Source organism: Aquitalea aquatica, assembly GCF_013911085.1.
In the GTDB taxonomy this organism is placed as follows: Bacteria; Pseudomonadota; Gammaproteobacteria; order Burkholderiales; family Chromobacteriaceae; genus Aquitalea; species Aquitalea aquatica.
The window spans coordinates 170408-189969 of the sequence record NZ_JACERN010000017.1; the positions used below are offsets into that span (position 1 = coordinate 170408).

At 55.4% G+C, this 19562-nt stretch carries 15 protein-coding genes, 5 tRNA genes and 2 pseudogenes; 6 read left to right on the forward strand and 16 right to left on the reverse strand.

Annotated features, from left to right (window positions below; translation table 11 throughout):
- The first annotated feature begins 80 nt into the window (after positions 1-80).
- From H2Z84_RS05315 to H2Z84_RS05325, 3 genes and pseudogenes are all read left to right on the forward strand, one after another.
- Entirely contained in the window at positions 81-812 is a 732-nt protein-coding gene (locus tag H2Z84_RS05315; protein WP_181835051.1) for a fimbrial biogenesis chaperone, read from the forward strand.
- Between the two features lie 44 nt (positions 813-856).
- Positions 857-3367 carry a fimbria/pilus outer membrane usher protein gene (locus tag H2Z84_RS05320; protein WP_181835052.1) on the forward strand — a complete coding sequence of 837 codons (2511 nt, stop codon included), beginning with the start codon at positions 857-859 and terminating at the stop codon, positions 3365-3367.
- Between the two features lie 298 nt (positions 3368-3665).
- Positions 3666-4787: pseudogene (locus H2Z84_RS05325) on the forward strand (IS3 family transposase).
- A 110-nt stretch (positions 4788-4897) separates the two neighbouring features.
- On the opposite strand, the gene H2Z84_RS05330 reads toward H2Z84_RS05325, so the two are convergent.
- From H2Z84_RS05330 to H2Z84_RS05365, 8 genes are all read right to left on the reverse strand, one after another.
- Positions 4898-4971, reverse strand: a tRNA-Cys gene (locus H2Z84_RS05330).
- Between the two features lie 42 nt (positions 4972-5013).
- Positions 5014-5089 (reverse strand) — tRNA-Gly (locus H2Z84_RS05335).
- Positions 5090-5115: 26 nt separating this feature from the next.
- A tRNA-Gly gene (locus H2Z84_RS05340) sits at positions 5116-5191 on the reverse strand.
- 26 nt (positions 5192-5217) lie between these two features.
- Positions 5218-5293 (reverse strand) — tRNA-Gly (locus H2Z84_RS05345).
- Between the two features lie 28 nt (positions 5294-5321).
- Positions 5322-5397, reverse strand: a tRNA-Gly gene (locus tag H2Z84_RS05350).
- An 89-nt stretch (positions 5398-5486) separates the two neighbouring features.
- A complete protein-coding gene (pgsA, locus tag H2Z84_RS05355; RefSeq protein ID WP_103524656.1) occupies positions 5487-6068 on the reverse strand; it encodes a CDP-diacylglycerol--glycerol-3-phosphate 3-phosphatidyltransferase in 582 nt (193 codons plus the stop codon).
- A gap of 24 nt (positions 6069-6092) precedes the next feature.
- Complete coding sequence (gene uvrC, locus H2Z84_RS05360; protein WP_309545438.1) at positions 6093-7910, reverse strand: excinuclease ABC subunit UvrC; 1818 nt, start codon at positions 7908-7910, stop codon at positions 6093-6095.
- Positions 7898-8476 carry a DUF4124 domain-containing protein gene (locus H2Z84_RS05365; protein WP_258869296.1) on the reverse strand — a complete coding sequence of 193 codons (579 nt, stop codon included), beginning with the start codon at positions 8474-8476 and terminating at the stop codon, positions 7898-7900. The genes uvrC and H2Z84_RS05365 overlap by 13 nt, the downstream gene beginning before the upstream one ends.
- On the opposite strand from H2Z84_RS05365, the gene guaB reads away from it, so the two are divergent.
- Positions 8466-9929, forward strand: coding sequence for an IMP dehydrogenase (gene guaB / locus H2Z84_RS05370; protein ID WP_124642729.1), 1464 nt, complete (start codon positions 8466-8468; stop codon positions 9927-9929). The two genes, H2Z84_RS05365 and guaB, sit on opposite strands and share 11 nt — an antisense overlap.
- A gap of 82 nt (positions 9930-10011) precedes the next feature.
- On the opposite strand, the gene H2Z84_RS05375 is transcribed toward guaB, so the two are convergent.
- Both H2Z84_RS05375 and H2Z84_RS05380 read right to left on the reverse strand, forming a co-directional pair.
- The gene (locus tag H2Z84_RS05375; RefSeq protein WP_181835053.1) at positions 10012-10497 is read right to left on the reverse strand and encodes an AraC family transcriptional regulator; all 486 of its coding nucleotides are present in this window, start codon (positions 10495-10497) and stop codon (positions 10012-10014) included.
- Between the two features lie 13 nt (positions 10498-10510).
- Positions 10511-11383: an AraC family transcriptional regulator gene (locus H2Z84_RS05380; protein ID WP_181835054.1), complete on the reverse strand. Its 873-nt coding sequence runs from the start codon at positions 11381-11383 to the stop codon at positions 10511-10513.
- Positions 11384-11580: 197 nt separating this feature from the next.
- Between H2Z84_RS05380 and H2Z84_RS05385 the strand changes: the two genes are divergently transcribed.
- Positions 11581-12453, forward strand: coding sequence for an alpha/beta fold hydrolase (locus tag H2Z84_RS05385; RefSeq protein WP_181835055.1), 873 nt, complete (start codon positions 11581-11583; stop codon positions 12451-12453).
- A 141-nt stretch (positions 12454-12594) separates the two neighbouring features.
- On the forward strand, positions 12595-13452 hold the full coding sequence (locus H2Z84_RS05390) for an HDOD domain-containing protein (RefSeq protein WP_181835056.1): 858 nt from the start codon (positions 12595-12597) through the stop codon (positions 13450-13452).
- Between the two features lie 72 nt (positions 13453-13524).
- Here the strand turns inward: H2Z84_RS05390 and H2Z84_RS05395 are convergent, their stop codons facing one another.
- From H2Z84_RS05395 to H2Z84_RS05420, 6 genes and pseudogenes are all read right to left on the reverse strand, one after another.
- Complete coding sequence (locus H2Z84_RS05395; protein WP_181835057.1) at positions 13525-15015, reverse strand: carboxypeptidase M32; 1491 nt, start codon at positions 15013-15015, stop codon at positions 13525-13527.
- An 86-nt stretch (positions 15016-15101) separates the two neighbouring features.
- Positions 15102-15833 (reverse strand): hypothetical protein, encoded by a 732-nt coding sequence (locus H2Z84_RS05400; RefSeq protein ID WP_181835058.1) that lies wholly within the window; start codon positions 15831-15833, stop codon positions 15102-15104.
- A gap of 170 nt (positions 15834-16003) precedes the next feature.
- Entirely contained in the window at positions 16004-17113 is a 1110-nt protein-coding gene (ribD, locus tag H2Z84_RS05405; protein WP_181835059.1) for a bifunctional diaminohydroxyphosphoribosylaminopyrimidine deaminase/5-amino-6-(5-phosphoribosylamino)uracil reductase RibD, read from the reverse strand.
- 102 nt (positions 17114-17215) lie between these two features.
- The gene (gene nrdR / locus H2Z84_RS05410; RefSeq protein WP_103524666.1) at positions 17216-17674 is read right to left on the reverse strand and encodes a transcriptional regulator NrdR; all 459 of its coding nucleotides are present in this window, start codon (positions 17672-17674) and stop codon (positions 17216-17218) included.
- Between the two features lie 148 nt (positions 17675-17822).
- Positions 17823-19070, reverse strand: a complete 1248-nt coding sequence (gene glyA, locus H2Z84_RS05415; protein ID WP_124642743.1) for a serine hydroxymethyltransferase — start codon at positions 19068-19070, stop codon at positions 17823-17825.
- A gap of 95 nt (positions 19071-19165) precedes the next feature.
- Positions 19166-19562 (reverse strand): annotated as a pseudogene (locus tag H2Z84_RS05420) (hypothetical protein); the annotation flags it as partial.

A 19562-nucleotide genomic window follows, 5' to 3' on the forward strand; every position in this document is an offset into this window, starting at 1 on the left:
AGCTGACTATACTAGTAGCGCAGACAAGGAGGCAAATAATGCCTCCTTGTTTAAATTAAAACAAGCTCGGGGAGAGTTCTATGAAAAAATTCACTACATATTTCACGTTTATTGCCATCGCTGGCTGGCTACCACAAGCCAGCGCAGATACGTCGATCAATGGCACCCGCATCATTTATCCTGCAGACAAACGAGAAATTACCTTTACTGTAAATAATAATGGTAAAAAAGCATCGCTTGTACAAAGCTGGATCGATGAAGGAAATCCAAAAGACACGCCAGACAACACTACTGCCCCCTTCATCCTCACACCCCCTATTTCAGTAATCTCACCGGAAAAAAGTCAAAATATTCGTGTACGTTATACTGGAGAGAAAAAATTACCCACAGAGAAGGAGTCACTCTTCTGGGTAAATGTACTGGAAATCCCCCAAAACATCGACGCACCAAATCAGCTGCGTATTGGTTTGCGCACCAGAATAAAATTCTTTTTCCGCCCTGAAAATCTTCCCATAAAACCAGACAGTGCCACAGAAAAACTCAGCTGGCTCATCGAGAAAAAAAATGGAAAATGGATCACAATCATTCGCAACAACAGCCCTTACTACATTACCTTCAGTTCAATTAACATTAAGAATAAAAACACCAGTGGCACAGTAGAACTGGCGCCACAAAACTCTATGATCGCACCTAACAGCAATACTGAATACGAGTTAAAACCTTCAAAATCAGAATTAAAACAAGGGGTTAATTTCAGCATCATCAATGACTACGGTGGCCAAAGCAGCTTCACTGCAAACACTGAGGAATAAACAATATGCATTAAATAATAAATGCATACAACAGAGCAAATAATGTGAAATCGACTACTCCATTCAATAGAAACCCGACCTATCTTATTATTGTTGCCATATTGGCAAGCATGAGTCGCTCGGTACAGGCCGAAGATAACACTGCAGCGCCGGCTTTTGATAAAAGTATGCTATGGGGCCAGTCGTTAAAAAATCTTGATTTTAGCAAATACAACACAACCAATACGTTGCCAGATGGCACATACAGCATTGACTTGAGTATCAATGGTATTGTAAAAGGCCGGCGTGACTTAACAGTTATCAAAAAACCTAATACAAACAAGGCAATACCTTGTCTATCCCGCAAGCTTCTTTTAGAGTTTGGAGTCAAACCAGAAAGCCTAGCTGCCGCAACAGAAAACAGTGAAGATGAATGCGTAGATCTTGCCAACAGAATAAAAGATGCATTCTATGAATTCAATAGCAATGATCTGCAATTAAACATCAGTGTTCCACAAATAGATATGTCACAGCAGTTGCAAGGCTATGTACCACCTGAAAGATGGGAAAGTGGCCTACCGGCATTTCTGCTGGACTACAACAGCAATTTCTACTATGCAAAAAATAGTGGAGATACTGCACAAAATGCCTATTTCCTAGCAAAGACCGGAGTAAATATTGGCAATTGGCAGTTTCGTAATACAACGACAGCAAGTTGGAATAACACATCAGGAAGATCGATCACTCCCATTGAAAGCTATCTAAAACGTGATATTGATTCAATAAAATCACAGCTTATCATTGGTGATAATTTCACGGATGGCGATCTATTTGATTCTGTTTCATTACGCGGGATTCGCTTGGTTAGTGATGAGCGGATGAAACCAATCAATGATACAGGCTACGCTCCAATTGTACGTGGCATTGCCAATAGCAATGCCAAAGTAACTATAAAACAAAATGGCTATATTATTGCCGAAACAACTGTTGCACCAGGTGCATTTGAGATAAAAGATATTGCTCCTTCTAGCTACAATGGCGACTTACAGGTAACTGTTACCGAAGCTGATGGTCGTAGCTCAACCTTCGCTGTTCCATTTTCGGCGGTACCACGCTCTCTGCGGCAGGGATCAGATCGGTATAGCTTTAGCTTCGGAAAAGTGCGGCAATTGGCCAATAGCCAGCCATGGCTCGGACAGTTGACCTACCAACGTGGCCTATCCAATCTGCTCACCATGAATAGTGGACTTACTGCTAGCGATGGTTATACAGCATTGCAATTAGGTACTGTATTCAACACAGGTGCCGGTGCAGTCGGCCTTGACATGACTACATCAAATACAAACTTAGGCAGCCAATCACTGACTGGCCAATCGTATCGAATCAGCTTCAATAAATTATTCTACAATACAGGAACAAATGTAACATTAGCAGCTTACCGCTACTCGACTTCTGGATATCTGAGCATTCAGGATGCACTAAATGCACGCGACAAAATTGCGAGTTATAGTAATTCACAAGGCTTTATTGATGGCTACGCACGCGTACGCAGCCGTGCAGAAATAAACATCAATCAAACATTTGGCACTAGTAGTTCGGCCTACATTAGTGGCTCGACACAAACCTACTGGGCAGGGCAAGGTAGCAATAGTCAATTCCAGGCAGGGGTAAGGCAGGGATATCGCTGGGGGAACATAGGTGTAAATACCGGAAGGCAGACTGATTTCAGCGGAAGAAGTATTAACACCGTTATGTTTACTGTTAATTTCAACCTAGATAAGGGAAAGACTTTCAGCACATCATTCCAGCATGATTCTAGCGGCAATAATAGTAACCAGATGAATGTTAATGGCACACTTGGTGAAGAAAGAAAGCTTAGCTATGGCATCAATGTCATTAATAATAAAAATCAGCAAAGTGAAAGCAATAATATTTCGGGAAACTTAAGCTATCAGGGTAGCAATGGAATTATCAGTACCAGCGCCAGCACTGGTAACCACTCTAGCCAAATGTCACTGGGACTGTCCGGCTCAGTGGTGGGTGCTGCAGGAACAATTCTATTTGGTCAGCCACTGGGAGACAGCACTGCAATCATACAGGCTGCAGATGCTGAGGGTGCACAAGTGACTCCCAGCATTGGAGTTAAAATAAACGCTGATGGATATGCACTATTACCATCGCTATCGTCATATCGACTCAATAGCGTGTTACTTGAAACCGGCAGCATGAGCGATGGGGTCGAGCTTGACTACACCAGTACCGAAGTCGTTCCACGTAGCGGTTCTGTGGTGTTGGCAAAATTCAAAACAAAAAAGGGCATACCATTATTGTTCAAAACCAGTTTTCCCAATGGACAGCCACTACCATTCGGTGCCAGTGTATATGATAAGGATGAAAATATTGTTGGTGAAATTGGTCAATCTGGAAAATTATTCGCCCGCGTAAAATATGAATCTGGCCAACTAGTGGTTAAATACACCGATAACAGAACATGCGACCTTATTTATGATATGAAAAAACAAAAGAAAGATGAGATAACAGCAATCGAATGTACTGTAGCGAATGCAGGGAAATAAAGTTCTATTATGAAATATTCGAAAACTCACAGTTAACACCAAGAATCACATTAAAATGTTACGGCTAACTTCGTCAGTGTAGAAGATGAGATTATGTATAAACTCGCCTAAACAGCCCAGCAGATTCGACTTCTGTTGGGCTGTTTTTCTATACAGCCTGAACCATGGCCTGTAGCAGGCTCATTGCCATGGCAATCCTTCTAGCAAGCTAGGTATAGCTATCCACTTGCGACGCCCCCCACCAGTATTGAGTAGCACGTCACTTTAGAGTCCAATCAACCCCACATGGAGATTGGACGTGAAGAAACGATTCACCGAAGAACAGATCATCGGCTTCCTGCGCGAGGCAGAAGCCGGCATGCCCGTTGCACAGTTATGCCGCAAATACGCCTTCTCGGAAGCCCACTATTACCTCTGGCGCAACAAATTCGGCGGCATGAATGTCTCTGAGGCCAAGCGTCTCAAGGAGCTGGAAACTGAGGACGCACGGCTGAAGAGGCTCCTGGCCGAGACCATGCTCGAGAACGAGATTGCCAAAGAGGCCCTGCGAAAAAAGTGGTAAGCGCACCGTCACGGCGGGAGCTGGTGCGCCATCTGGTAGGCAAAGGGCTCAGCGAGCGCCAATCACTGCATCTGGCTGGCATGAGCCCCAGCTCATGCCGCTACCAGCCTGCCACCGACCGTAATGCCACGCTGAAAGCGCAGATCATCGCGCTCGCGCAACGGCACCGACGCTACGGCGCCGGCATGATCTATTTGATGGCTGCCACAAAGTGGCCTTGTGGTCAATCACAAGCGGGTGGACCCGCTTTATGCCGAGGCAGGTCTGCAAATCCGCCGGTGCAAGCGTAAGAAAATCCCTGTGGCAGACCGTCACCCACTGGCTCGTCCTTTGGCGGCCAATCAGGTCTGGTCGATGGACTTTGTATTCGACCGAACGGCGGAGGGGCGTGCCATCAAGAATCTGACGATGGTTGACGATGCCACGCATGAAGCCGTCGCCATTGTTCCGGAACGGGCGATGGGAGGTCTGCAGCTGACCCGCGCCCTCGACCAGTTGGCGAAGACACGTGGCTTGCCCAAAGCCATCCGGACCGATAATGGCAAGGAATTCTGCAGCCGTGCGATGTTGAGTTGGGCACATGCCCGTGGGGTTCAGCTCTTTCTCATTGAGCTAGGCAAGCCGAATCAGAACGCTTATAGCGAATCGTTTAATAGGCGTTTCTGGGATGAGTGCCTGAACGAACACTGGTTCACCAGCCTGCGTCATGCTCAGGTTGTTATCGAAGCCTGGCGAAAGAAATACAACAATGAAAGGCCGAAGAAAGCACTGGGTGGTTTGACGCCGGCAGCCTATGCCGAATCACTTGCAGAGAAATCAGGTAAATTAAGCTTGGACTCTAAAGCACCCTGCTACTGAAAGCGGGGGACGTCGGCTGACAGGAGATAATTTGAATGGATTTGAATCGCTGAAATAGAAAACGCCCAGACTCTGCTGGGCGTTTACAACCTTGATTTACAAGGATTTTTTGGAGGCGCGGGCCGGAGTCGAACCGACCTACACGGATTTGCAATCCGGTGCATAACCGCTTTGCTACCGCGCCGTAGCTTGTGTTCAATCAGCGCTGTGTCTGACTGATAAATTGTGGAGCGGGAAACGAGGCTCGAACTCGCGACCTCAACCTTGGCAAGGTTGCGCTCTACCAACTGAGCTATTCCCGCGTCGCATGGTACTGCTTGAACTGTGATGGAGCGGGAAACGAGGCTCGAACTCGCGACCTCAACCTTGGCAAGGTTGCGCTCTACCAACTGAGCTATTCCCGCGTCGCATGGTACTGCTTAAACTGTAGTGGAGCGGGAAACGAGGCTCGAACTCGCGACCTCAACCTTGGCAAGGTTGCGCTCTACCAACTGAGCTATTCCCGCGTCGCATTTACAGCGGCAAAAGTGATGCTGGAGCGGGAAACGAGGCTCGAACTCGCGACCTCAACCTTGGCAAGGTTGCGCTCTACCAACTGAGCTATTCCCGCACTCACACTACTTTTGCTTCTCTTGTCTGCCACCGAAGTGGCGTCGAGAGAGTGCGAATTATAAGGGTTTCTCGAACCCTGTCAACACTTCACACATCAATTTTTTTACCGGAAAACTCGCGGGCTGCCATACGCAGATAATAAACCATTGACCACAAAGTCAAAATTACTGCGATCACCATGAAAATATTTCCCAGCAGCAGGCTATTCACTCCTGGCAACAGCGGGCCTGCGTATAGCAGCAGCAGAATAGCCAGCATCTGTGCCGCAGTTTTTAGCTTGCCAATATAGGCCACGGCCACGCTGCCACGACTGCCCATCCCCGCCATCCACTCGCGCAAGGCAGAGATAGTAATTTCGCGCCCGATGATGATCATGGCCATCCAGCCAGGGGTTCGCCCCATCTCAACCAGCAGTATCAATGCCGCCGCGACAATGAGCTTGTCGGCCACCGGATCCAGAAAGGCACCAAAGGCTGAGGTTTGCCCCAGCTTGCGCGCCAGAAACCCGTCCAGCCAGTCAGTCCAGGCCGCGAGAAAAAAAATCATGGCCCCTACATTATTGCGGTCACTGGCATGTAGCACGGTATCCGGCAAAAAAAACACGGCAACGCAGAGCGGTATCAGTGCTACACGTAACCAGGTAAGGAAAATCGGCAAGTTGAAGGGCATGTGGTTAATCTGCTTATGTTTTGTTCAATGCAGCGCGTGGTAAATCTTTTCCGCCAACGTCCTGCTGATGCCATCCACCAGCGCCAGCTCATCCACACTGGCCGCCACCACACCGCGCAAGCCACCAAACCTCAACAGTAGTTGCTGACGACGTTTGGCACCGATACCCGGTATATCCTCCAATGTGGAGGCTGTCCGGGCCTTGGCACGGCGGGCACGATGGCCGGTGATGGCAAAGCGGTGTGCTTCATCGCGTATGGTCTGGATCAGATGCAAGGCAGGATGATCACTGCGCAATTGTAACGTCTTTTGCTGATAAGGGAGGATGAGCGTTTCCAGACCGGGTTTGCGTTCTTCCCCTTTGGCCACGCCGATGATGGGCAAGCTCAGCCCCAGCTCGGCAAATACCTCGACCGCAACGCCAACCTGCCCCTTGCCGCCATCGATCAGTACTGCATCAGGCAGCAGCCCCTCGCCTGCCGCCAGCTTGCTGTAGCGGCGTGTCAGGACTTCGCGCATGGCGGCATAGTCATCCCCCGCCTTGGCGGTTTCAATATTGAAACGGCGATACTGGCTGGGCTGCATGCTTTCCTTGTCATAGACCACACAGGAAGCCACCGTGGCCTCACCCATGGTGTGGCTGATATCGAAACACTCGAGCCGTTCCACCCCCTCCAGCCCGAGTGCTTCGTTGAGCTGCACCACCCGATGATGCTGGGTCGCCTTGCTGCTGTGGCGCTGCTGAATGGCCAGCATGGCATTTTTCTCCGCCATTTCCAGCCATACGCGACGCTCGCTGATGGGATTGCTGACCAGATGCACTTTGCGTTCGGATTGTTCTTCTAGCGTTTGCCGCAGTGCCACGGACACTTCGCCATTGAAGATGATGACCGGAGGCATGGGCGCGCCCAGATAGTGCTGGGCAAGGAAGGCATCCAGATTGGCCCCGGCATCGTCATCTTGCGCCCCCTGTGGGAAGAAGCTCTTGTCTCCCAGGTGACGACCACCACGAATCATGACCAGATTGATGCACACCAGCCCACCCTCTGCCGCAACAGCCACCACATCGCAATCAAGCTGGCTGGAATTGCTGGAGACAAACTGCTTTTCCTGCACTCGGCTCAGCGCCTGCACCTGATCGCGCAGTTCCGCTGCCTGCTCGAACTCCAACTGCTCGGCGGCCTGCTCCATGCGGGCGGTCAGGCTGTCGATCAGTTCGCTTTGCCTGCCTTGCAGGAAAGCCACTGCGCTTTGCACATCGTTGCGGTAATCCTCGGCCGAGACATGCTCGACACAGGGACCGGAGCAGCGTTTGATCTGATAAAGCAGACAGGGGCGTGAGCGATTGGCGAAGACCGCATCTTCACAGGTACGCAAACGGAACACTTTTTGCAGGATCTGAATGCTTTCCCGTACGGCATAGCTATTGGGATAAGGACCAAAATACTGATGGGGCTTTTTCGGCTCACCACGGTAATAAGCCATTTGCGGGTAGTCATGGCCGGTCAGCATCAGGTAGGGGTAGGACTTGTCATCCCGAAACAGGATGTTGTACTTGGGGGCCAGCGCCTTGATCAGGTTGTTTTCCAGAATCAGCGCCTCCGCTTCCGAACGGGTAACGGTGGTTTCGATGCTGGCAATCTGTCGCACCATCAACTGGATGCGCGGCGACAGGTCGCTTTTCTGGAAATAGGAACTGACCCGTTTTTTCAGGTCGATGGCCTTGCCTACATAAAGCACATTGCCCGACGTATCGAACATGCGATAGACGCCGGGCAAATTCGGAAGGCTGGCCAGTAGCGATGGGTAATCGAATACGCTGGCGGACACTACTTGTTGCACCAGCTGGCTACATTTTGCTGGGCTGCTTGCAATAATTCACTGCGCTGGCTGTCCGTTGCCAGGGCATTACTACCTGGCATCTTGACTCGACCACCTTGCTGCAGCGCAGCCAGATTGTTCCGTGCGTTCTTGCAGTTTTCCTGCGCTGTTTTTTTGTTCTGTTCTTTTATCTTGGCGTTTTCAGCATCGATCTCGGCGTTTTTCTTTTCAACATCGTTGAGTGCTGTCGTCTTGGGGGCTTTGGCTGGTGCAGATGCAGCTGCCGATGCCCGTACATTCAGCTGCTTTGCCTTGGCTCCCGGCGGCGGCTGATCGGAAAAGACGGTTTTGCCGTTGGCATCAACGTACTGGTACACCTCGGCCATGGCCGGGGCCGACAGCAAAAATGCAACAAGCACACTCAGAATCGCACGGGTTTTCATTCTTTGGTGTCCTAAGCTCAAACACGCTGATTGTACGGTGTCGGGACGCTGATCGCAAAAACAAGCGACAGCATTTTTTGCAACACTTCTATAGTCTCGGTATAATGCCGCTTTGCCGCAAAGGAAACGCCAGATGCGTATCATCGAGAAAGCCTATACTTTCGACGACGTTCTCCTCGTCCCGGCCCATTCTGAAGTTCTGCCGCGCGACGTAGTCCTCTCTACCAAACTCTCCCGCAATATCACGCTGAACCTGCCGCTGGTTTCTGCTGCCATGGATACGGTTACCGAATCCGGGCTGGCCATTGCCATGGCTCAAGAAGGTGGTATTGGCATCATTCACAAGAATATGTCGGCCGACAAGCAGGCTGCGGAAGTGTCCAAGGTAAAACGCCACGAAAGCGGCGTGGTCAAAGACCCGATCACCATCGCACCTGACATGCTGGTGCGCGATCTGGTCCTGCTGACCCGCCAACACAAGATTTCCGGCCTGCCGGTGATCGAAAACGGCAAGGTTGTGGGTATCGTCACCAACCGTGACCTGCGTTTCGAAACCCGCCTGGAACAGACCGTCGGCTCGATCATGACGCCGCGTGAACGCCTGATTACCGTGAAGGAAGGTGCCAGCATCGACGAAGCTCGCGAGCTGATGCACACCCACCGCCTGGAACGCGTACTGGTCATCAACGATCAGTGGGAACTGAAGGGTCTGATCACCGTCAAGGACATCATCAAGACCAGCGAACACCCGAGCGCCAACAAGGACAATCAGGGTCGTCTGCGCGTAGGTGCTGCAGTTGGCACCGGCGGCGATACTGAACAGCGCGTGGCCGCGCTGGTAGCGGCAGGTGTGGACGTAATCGTGGTGGATACGGCTCATGGCCACAGCCAGGGCGTGATCGACCGCGTGCGCTGGGTCAAGCAGACCTACCCGCAGGTAGACGTGATTGGCGGCAATATCGCCACCGCCGCTGCTGCGCGTGCTCTGGTGGAAGCTGGCGCCGATGGCGTGAAAGTGGGCATTGGCCCCGGCTCCATCTGCACCACCCGTATCGTGGCCGGTGTAGGTGTACCGCAACTGACCGCCATCCATAATGTTTCCGAAGAACTGAAAGGCACTGGCGTGCCGATGATCGCCGATGGCGGCATCCGCTTCTCCGGTGACATTTCCAAGGCACTGGCTGCTGGTGGCAACTGCGTGATGCTGGGCGGCATGTTTGCCGGCACCGAAGAAGCGCCGGGCGAAGTCGAGCTGTATCAGGGCCGTTCCTACAAATCCTACCGTGGTATGGGCTCGCTGGGTGCGATGAGCCAGGGTTCGGCAGACCGCTACTTCCAGGACAGCTCCAACGCTGCCGACAAGTTCGTGCCGGAAGGCATTGAAGGTCGCGTACCGTACAAGGGCCCGATCGCTGCCGTCATCCATCAGCTGATGGGTGGCCTGCGCTCCTCCATGGGTTACCTGGGCTGCGCCAACATCGATGAAATGCATGAAAAAGCCGGCTTCGTGGAAATCACCTCCGCCGGCATGCAGGAATCGCATGTGCATGATGTGCAAATCACCAAGGAAGCGCCGAACTACCACGTTTCGCGCTAATCCTTAGTCGCCAGCGGCCGTCAGACCGCTGGACGATCAAAAGCCCGCGTCGCAAGACACGGGCTTTTTTTGTTGCCCCCGCTCAGGCCAGTGGTAGTAGCAAGCGCGTACGCAGCAAGGCTGGTGGGGTATCCTGCGGTGCGTTCAATGCCTCATCCAGCAAAGGCCGCTGGCCAAATTGCTCACCGCTGCCGGGCAACCATTCCTGCAGCAGCCAGTTCCAGCCCCCGGCTAGTCCCTGATACGGTCCTTGATGCACAATGCTGGCATAGCGCCCTGCAGCCAGCTCGCCATAAACAAAACCCAGTTCTTCCACTTCGGCAGGGGTGAGTGACAAAGCCGGTGGCGGCGTGAGGCAAGCTGCTGCGCGCAATGCCTGCGGCGCAACCGCGGCGGGGTCATCCAGATACTGCCCGAATGCGCGCACAGCTTGCGGGCCTGTCCCATGCTGCTGCAACAGCGTGCGCAAGGCGGCAAAAGCAGCAGCAATGCCGGAATACGGCCCTTGATGCGGTTTCATCAGCACCGGCAGCGGCTGTTCATAATGGATGATTTCTACCTGATACATGACGGGCTCCGGTTTAATCTTGCAAGGCCAGCAGCAGGCGGCTGCGCAGCTGAGTGGGCGGCGTATTGTAAGGGGAGTTCAGATACTGCTCGAGGCAAGGCAGATCGGCGGGCTCCTCACCGCTTTGCGGCAACCAGTGGCGATACAACTGATCCCATGCTGTTTTCAGTTCGGCATAAGGCCCCACATGCTCCAGGCAAGCGTAGCGGCTAGCCGGGATTTCACCGCGCGAAAAACCTTGCGCCGCCAGCGCAGCATCACCCAGGCTGAATCCGCTGGGCAGGCTGACACTGGCGATGGAACGCAAATCCGCCGCTGCCACCTGGTCCGGATCATCCAGATACTGGCCGAACACCTGCAAGGGTTCGCCGCCAGCCGGCATGGGCCCCACCAAAGCATGCAGGGCATCAAAAGCCTGCCCTATCCCCATATACGGCCCGCGATGATGCCGCTGCAATACCGGCATGGCGGGTAACAAGATGATGCTGACGCTGTGCATGACACGCTCCTGTAAAGTGGTGGGCATGAGCAAACGTCGCTGACGATAGCGTCCAGGCGTCTCACCGTAATGCTTGCCAAAGGCCCGCACGAAAGCAGCACTGCTACCGTAACCGGCGCGGCTGGCAATGACAGGTAGCGCTCGTCGGCCTGCCGCCAATTCACCAGCTGCCCGGTGCAACAGCATGCGCTGCCGGCTCTGGCTCAGCGTCTCGCCCATCAGCGCATGAAACAAGCGATGAAAGTGGTAGGGCGAGAAGCAGGCCTCCTCAGCCAGCCGCTCCAGCGAAACGGGTTGATCAAGATGCCGCCACAGGTAGTCCAGTGCGCGCATCAGGCGCTGTGAATACAGGGTGCCGGGGCCGTGCTGGCGATAGGGTTTGCTCATGACGGACAGTCTAGGTGAGAGGCATTGATCGATTTTGCGATTCTAGCTTGCTCCTTCTGCGCGATACACATTTGTCCGGAGACATCCTCCTGTCTCTCCACCACATGCAAATAGCCCCCTTCCCCACCATTCATGGTGAGCACACCCGTATTTTTTCGTACACTAACTCCCCGCCTACCCCAGACGATTAGCCAGCCATGCCCCTTATTCAGCCCAGCCGCAGTGAATTCATCACCCTGAACCAGCACTGCTATCATCTGCGCCACTGGGGTGAGCCCAGCGCGCCCTTATTGGTCATGCTGCATGGCTGGATGGATAGCTCGGCCACTTTCCAGTTTCTGGTCGATGCCCTGCCCGGGTGCTGGCATGTGGTGGCGCCTGATTGGCGCGGCTTTGGCGACAGCGACTGGAATCAGGGCAGCTATTACTTTCCCGACTATCTGGCCGATCTGGATGCCCTGCTGAGCCACTTATCCCCCCAACAGCCAGTACGGCTGCTGGGGCACAGCATGGGAGCAATGATTGCCGGCATCTACGCCGGTGTGCGCCCGGAACGCATCGAACGCCTGTCGCTGGTGGAGGGCTTTGGCCTGAATGCCACTCGCCCCGCCGAAGCACCGGGCCGCTATGCCCGCTGGTTGCGCGAGCGGCGTGATACCCCCAGCTTCAATGCACTGGGGCAACTGGAAGATGTTGCCAGCAAACTGATCGAACGCAATCCGCGGCTGAATACGGCACGGGCACACTGGCTGGCCACCATGCTGACGCGTGAGCAGGATGACGGACAGCTGGTTTACCGCGCCGATCCGCGCCACAAAATGGTTAATCCAGTACTTTACCGGCTAGAAGAAGCCAAGTGCTGCTGGCAGCGCATTACATCACCCGTGCAGTGGGTGATGGGCGGTGATATGTGGGACCATCCCATGGCCAAAGGCGTGCTGGACACGCTACCGGAACGGCGAGCCTGCTTTGCCCTATTGCAGGAGAGCGTCGTTGCCGATGCGGGTCACATGATCCAGTGGGAGCAGCCATCAGCGCTGGCAGAAGAGATTCAGTCCTTCCTGATTTAAGCTGCCACCAAGCCCGATTGAAGACCCGGCCCACATAGGCTTGAGCATGGTCAATATTTAGCAGATAGCCAATAAGATGACCTAACGTATGGCGGGAAGGCTGATAAAATAAATGGAAATCATCTCCACATAGCATCCAGCATGACGCCACTGATCAGTACCGACGAGCGTGACGAGCTCCTGAAAAATTTGGTTATCCCTCCGCGTCCGGATGTGCTGGACAAGCTGCTGGGACTTCGCAATGACCCGGATGTCACACTGCAAAAGCTGGACGACATCATCAGTGAAGACTTGGCCTTGTGTGTTGCCATGCTCAAGGCTGCCAATACACCCATTCTCGGCCGTGGTCGCCACATTACCTCCATTCATCAGGCCATCAGCCTGCTGGGGGTGAAAAATGTGGTCAGCCTGGTCAGCGGTCTGGTATTGCGCACCCGACTGACGGCGGAAACACCGCCAGCGTTGGAGCAATTCTGGGATAACACCTTGCAGATTGCCGCGATCAGCGCCGCACTGTGCGACAAGATCGTGCATGTCCCGGATGACTGCCAGAGCTTTGCCCTGTTTCACAGCTGTGGCATGGCCATCATGCTGATGCGTTTTCCCAGCTACAGCCGCACGCTGCGGCTGGTGGAAATGGCCAGCGACGACCGGGTTGGCCTGGTCGAACAGGAACTGCATGGCACCCGCCATGATGTGGTCGGCTACTTGGTTGCCCGCAGCTGGAACATGCCGGAAAACTTTGCCAAAGCGATTCTGATGCAGAACGACGACACGGTCATGGCCACCGGACCTGATGCCCCGCTGGATCATGATGGCCGCATGATGGTGGCAGTCACCCGGGCGGCACGCCATGTCTGGCGCACGCTGACACCGGACAAGGAAGACGCCGGCTGGGATGCACGCAAGGATGAAGTGCTGAATTATCTGGGCATGTCGGACGTAGAATTTGAAGACTGGGTCGATGCCATGCATCTGGAACTGGCCGTCGCCGGCTAAGCACCCAACCTCTCGCCATAAAAAAACCGCGACTCACCATGGCCGCGGTTTTTTTATGCTCGGAGCAAGGCGCTATGCCAGATAGCGTGCCTGCAAATGGGCATGGAAGTAAGCCGGGTTCAGGCTTTCGCCAGTGGCATGCTGCACCAGCTCGTTGGTGCCATGCAAGCTGGCCTGGCTCCAGATATGCTGCTGCAGCCAGTCAAACACCACAGCCAGATCACCTGCGGCAATGCGCTGATCCAGATCCGGCGTGTCGCGCCGCATCACTGTGAAATACTGCGCGGCATACATCGCCCCCAGCGTATAGCTGGGGAAGTAGCCAAAGCTGCCATCCGTCCAGTGAATATCCTGCAAACAACCCTGGCGGTAATTACCACGGGTATCCACTCCCAGATAAGCCTGCATTTTCTCATCCCACAGCGCTGGAATATCCTCAGCCTCAATCTCGCCCTCCATCAGGGCTTTTTCGATTTCATAGCGCAGGATGACGTGTGCCGGGTAGCACAACTCGTCGGCATCGACCCGGATAAAGCCCGGATGGACACGGCTGTACAGTCCGGTGAGGTTTGCGGCTGACAAGGCCGGCTGCTCGCCCAGATATTGGCCCACCAGCGGGGCAATCAGGCTGAGGAAGGCCGGGCTGCGTCCCAGCTGCATCTCGAAAGACAGACTCTGGCTTTCGTGAATACCCATGGAACGGGCACGCCCGACTGGCAAATGCAGCATGTCACGCGGCAAGCCCTGTTCGTAGCGGGCATGGCCGGTTTCATGAATGATGCCCATCAGGCTTTGCATGAAATCGTCTTCGCGATAGCGCGTGGTGATGCGTACGTCCTCGGCCACACCGCCGCAGAAGGGGTGAACGCTGACATCCAGCCGACCACCGTCAAAATCAAAACCCAGCAGCTGCATCACGGCCAGCCCCAGCTGGCGCTGCTGTTCTACCGGAAAACTGCCCTGTGGCAAGTGCAACGGTTCCTTGGCCTGCTTGGCCATGACTTGTGCAATCAAGCCTGGCAGCCACTGCTTCACCTCACCGAAAATGCGGTCGATGTCGGCACTCTGCATGCCCGGCTCGTATTTGTTCATCAAGGCATCGTAGGGGCTGCAGCCTTGTGCTTCGGCCAGTAAGCGGGCTTCCTGGCGTGACAGGGCCACCACTTCACGGAAATTCTGCAGAAAGCCGGCCCAGTCATTGGCGGTGCGCTGGCTGCGCCAGGCATGTTCGCAACGCGCCCCGGCCAAAGCTTGTGCCTCTACCAGTGTGGCGGGCAGCAAGTTGGCGCGTTGCCATTCCCGGCGCATTTCCCGCAGGCTGGCGCGCTCTTGCAGGCTGAGATCTTCCTGTTCCGCCCGCTGCAATTGCTCGGCCAATGCCGGGTCGGTCAGGGTGGCGTGCATCAGCACATCCAGCTCGGCCTGCGCCGCCGCCCGCGCATCATTCCCCTTGGGCGGCATCATGGTGGCCTGATCCCAGCTGACCATGGCGGAGAGGTGTTCGTAGCGATAGAGCCGGGTAAAGCTGGCAACGAGGGACTGATAGGCCGATGGCTGGGACATGCGTGCTCCTGCAAGGTATGAGTGGGAGCATGATGCCACGCCGCTGCCTGGCAAAGCCAGCCGGCGACAGCAAATACGATGTGAACTCAGCGCTGGCGCGTGGTGCTGCCGGGCTGGAGCAGGCTGATAGGCTGAGCGGCCTCCTCAGCCAGATGGATGCGCTCGTGCGCTGGCGGGAATGACAGCCAATAGTAGAAATACTCGCGCGCCAGCTGCACAAAGGATTTCTTGTTGCGGCTATCGTTCAGGTGCAACAGCATGGCATCGACCACCATGCGGAAGCTGTCTGGCCGGTAAGGCTGTCCGGATAGCAGGAACAACATGCCCTTGAGCAGCATTTCGCGTTCGTGAATGTCGACTTCGGCCATACCATCCTCGAACAGCTTGCCCAAATAGATTTCCAGCGAGGGCGGAAAAGCATCAAAGCCCTGGCGCTGCATGCGCTCCAGCAGCGAGGCCAGTGAGTCGGCCATCTCCAGCCGCACATTGCGCGTGGTAAAACCGGAGCGGGCGGTAATTTCCACCAGCTTTTTTACATCGCCCAGCCAGAAGTAATAGAACTCGCGCGCGCAGGTGAGTGCCGTTACCCGGTCTACCACTGCACAACTACCGACAAAGCGCTCCACCACGCGCCGGAAGGAATGCGCATCGCGCGACACGCCATCCAGCAATGGCAGTAATTGATCCAGCAACTGCCGCCGCTCATCCAGCACCTGCTCGGCGGCGCCCTGACGCAAGATAAGCCGCAGATAGGCATCCAGCGCCAGCTGCAGGTCGGCCACTGGCATGGCGGGGAGTGATGAGGCTGAGTCAGTCATTGTTGTCTACTCATGCTAGCGGCCCAGGCCGATACTGGCGGCTAGCGCCAGTTTTATGTTGCACCGCTCCCGCGCCAGCCGGTAGCCGGAGCAATGAACAAGCTGCTTCATTGTGGAACACGCCAGCCGGTTCGGCCAGCCTGATTCCGGTTCAGCCATGCGGATGCAAGTCACAGCGCTGCGGTAAATGTCATGTTGATACGAATATCCGCCCCCACCATGCGCACATCCTGAATCTTTACTTGCTGCTTGTCGGCCAGGTCTTCCAGCGCCGGCCAGGCAAACAGGCCTTGCGCGGTACTGCCCACCAGCGAAGGGGCAAGATACAAAATGGCTTCATCCACCAGACCAGCCCGCACCAGCGCACCATTCAGGCCTGCACCGGCCTCTATCATCAACTCGTTGATACCGCGCTCGGCCAGGTGGTGCATCAGCATGGGCAGATTGGCATGGCCGGCATCTTCCGGCAGCACCATCAGCTCGGCACCACGTTGCAGATAAGGCTGATGGCGGGCCAGGTCGGTACTACTGGTCACCAGCAAGGTATTACCGCCATGGAAGATGCGGCGGTCCGGCGGCGTGACCAGCCGGCTGTCCAGCACTACCCGCAAGGGCTGCTGCGGCAGGATGAAATCGCGCACCGTCAGCTGTGGATTGTCCACCAGCACCGTGCCACTGCCGGTGAGGATGGCACAGTGGCGGGCACGCAACTTTTGCACATCATGGCGGGCTGCCGGGCCGGTAATCCATTGGCTCTTGCCGTTCAGCAAGGCCGTCTTGCCATCCAGCGTGGCGGCGGCCTTCAGCGTGACCCAGGGGCGATGGCGCTCCACCCGCGATAGAAAACCGCGATGCACCCGGCGCGCCTCGGCTTCCAGCAGGCCGGCACTGGCATCGATGCCGGCTGCACGCAGCATGGCCAGACCACGGCCGGACACTTCATGATAAGGATCGACCATGGCCGCCACCACCCGCGCCAACCCTTCCTGTATCAGCCTTTCAGCACAGGGCGGGGTGCGGCCGTGATGGCTGCATGGCTCCAATGTCACATAGGCGGTCGCGCCACGTGGAGTATTTCCGCGCGCCAGACAGTCCTTGATGGCCTGAATTTCGGCATGATCCCCACCCAGCTGCAAGGTTGCCCCTTCACCGATGATCTGGCCATCACGAACCAGTACACAACCTACGCCAGGATTAGGCGCGGCGCGGCGGGTGGCGGCTTCGGCCAGGCGCAGCGCCTGTTGCATGAACACATGATCTTGCGGGGAATACGACGACATCAAGCAACCTTCCAGCGGAATGAGTATGGTCGCGCCACGCCATTAGCGTCAGCGACCGGCAACGGAAAACAGGCCAGCCATTGCAGGCTGACCAGTCCTTGTTTAATGATTGGACTTCTGGATTTCCTTGATGGCGTCGGAAAACTCGGAGATATCCTGGAAGCTGCGATACACCGAGGCAAAACGCACATAGGCCACCTTGTCCAGTTTGGCCAGTTCGTTCATCACCATTTCGCCGATCTGGCGGCTGGATACTTCGCGCTCGCCCAGTTGCAGCAGCTTGTGGCAGATGCGGTCGATGGCGTCATCCACCAGTGCGGTAGGTACCGGACGCTTGTGCAGGGCGCGCAGGAAACTGGTACGTACCTTCTCGATATCGAACTCGGAACGATGGCCGCCGGATTTCACCACCTGCGGCATGCGCACATCGGCGGTTTCAAATGTCGTGAAGCGCTTTTCGCAGGCCAGACAACGGCGACGACGACGAATGCTGGCCCCGTCCTCGCTGACTCTGGAGTCGATGACCTGCGTATCGGCATTGCCACAGAAAGGACATTTCATGACGTGTCAATCCAGTATGTTTGATGAGGTCTGATGGTAGCAGCAAAGATCAGACAGGTTAATGCCTGCAACGGTAAAGCCGCCTTGATTTGCCGCAGATAATAAAAAAGGCAGCCCGCAGGCTGCCTTTCGTCTGGCACGCAATCGCTTACTTGGCGTAAACCGGGAAACGATGGCACAGCGCGGTAGCCTGTTCGGCAACACGGGCGATGGCAGCATCATCAGTCGGATTATCCAGTACATCAGCCACCAGGTTGGCCACCATCACTGCCTCGGCTTCCTTGAAGCCTCGGGTGGTGATAGCCGGCGAGCCGATACGGATGCCGGAGGTCACGAACGGGCTTTCCGGGTCATTCGGAATGGCGTTCTTGTTGACCGTGATGTGACCACGGCCCAGCAGCGCATCGGCAGCCTTGCCGGTGAGGCCCTTGGGACGCAGGTCCACCAGGAAGACATGGCTCTCGGTACGACCGGAGATGATGCGCAGACCGCGTTCGGCCAGGGCTCGGGCCATGGCGTCGGCGTTCTTCAGCACTTGCTCCTGGTACACCTTGAATTCCGGTTGCAGCGCTTCCTTGAAAGCGATGGCCTTGCCGGCAATCACGTGCATCAGCGGGCCGCCCTGCAGGGTGGGGAACACATTGCTGTTGATGCTCTTCTCGAACTCGGCCTTGGCCAGGATGATGCCGCCACGCGGACCACGCAGGGTCTTGTGGGTGGTGGAGGTCACGAAGTCGGCATACGGCACCGGGTTCGGATAGACACCAGCGGCGATCAGACCGGCGTAGTGCGCCATGTCGACCATGAAGTAAGCGCCACACTTCTTGGCGATCTGACCCATGCGTTCGAAATCGAAGCGCAGGGCATAAGCAGAGGCGCCGCCAATGATCAGCTTGGGCTTGGTTTCCATCGCTACGCGTTCCATGTCGTCGTAGTCGATTTCTTCCTGTTCGTTCAGACCGTAGGCCACGATGTTGAACATCTTGCCGGACAGGTTGGCCGGGGAACCGTGGGTCAGGTGACCACCGTGGCCCAGGTTCATGCCCATTACGGTATCGCCCGGCTTCAGGATGGAGAAGTACACCGCCTGGTTGGCCTGGCTGCCGGAGTGCGGCTGCACGTTGGCGTATTCGGCACCGAACAGTTGCTTCACACGGTCGATGGCCAGTTGCTCAACCACATCAACGTGTTCACAGCCACCGTAGAAACGCTTGGCCGGATAGCCTTCGGCGTACTTGTTGGTCAGCTGGGAGCCCTGGGCTTCCATCACTGCGGGGCTGGTATAGTTTTCGGAAGCGATCAGTTCAATATGATCTTCCTGGCGTTGGCACTCGGCCTTGATAGCGGCGGCCAATTCCGGGTCGAACTTGGCAATCGTCTGGTCAGCTGCAAACATCTTTGACTCTTCCATCAAAGGGTTAACGATGAGGCCATTCTACACGAATCGCCCTCTGAAACATTTTCACGTGAAGCGTTTTTACCAGCGCCGCTTCAGGCCTGCCCGTTCAACTGCGGCAAGTCATCAGCGGTAAAAAACAGCGGAATGCCATCACGACTTTCCGGGTAAACCGCCGGCAGCACATGCACATCGCGCACCCGGCATTCCGCCATCAGTTCGCGGAAATTCGATTCGATCAGCGCCACATTGTCCATGGCCGCCAGCGGCCAGACAAAGGCTTCCCAGTTGCGCTCGTCGCCTTCGGCCGACAGGGTGATGTGTAACTCACCGTTGTCATGGGCCGACAGAATGGCCACCGGGTCTTTCGACAATTCACGCAGGCGGCGGATCTGGCTGCTGGCAAATACCTGCAACGCTACTTCGAAGCGGGCGAAATTGCCGGCCACCAGCGCCTGCATCACCGGCAGGGGCGGGCGGGCGATGGGGAAC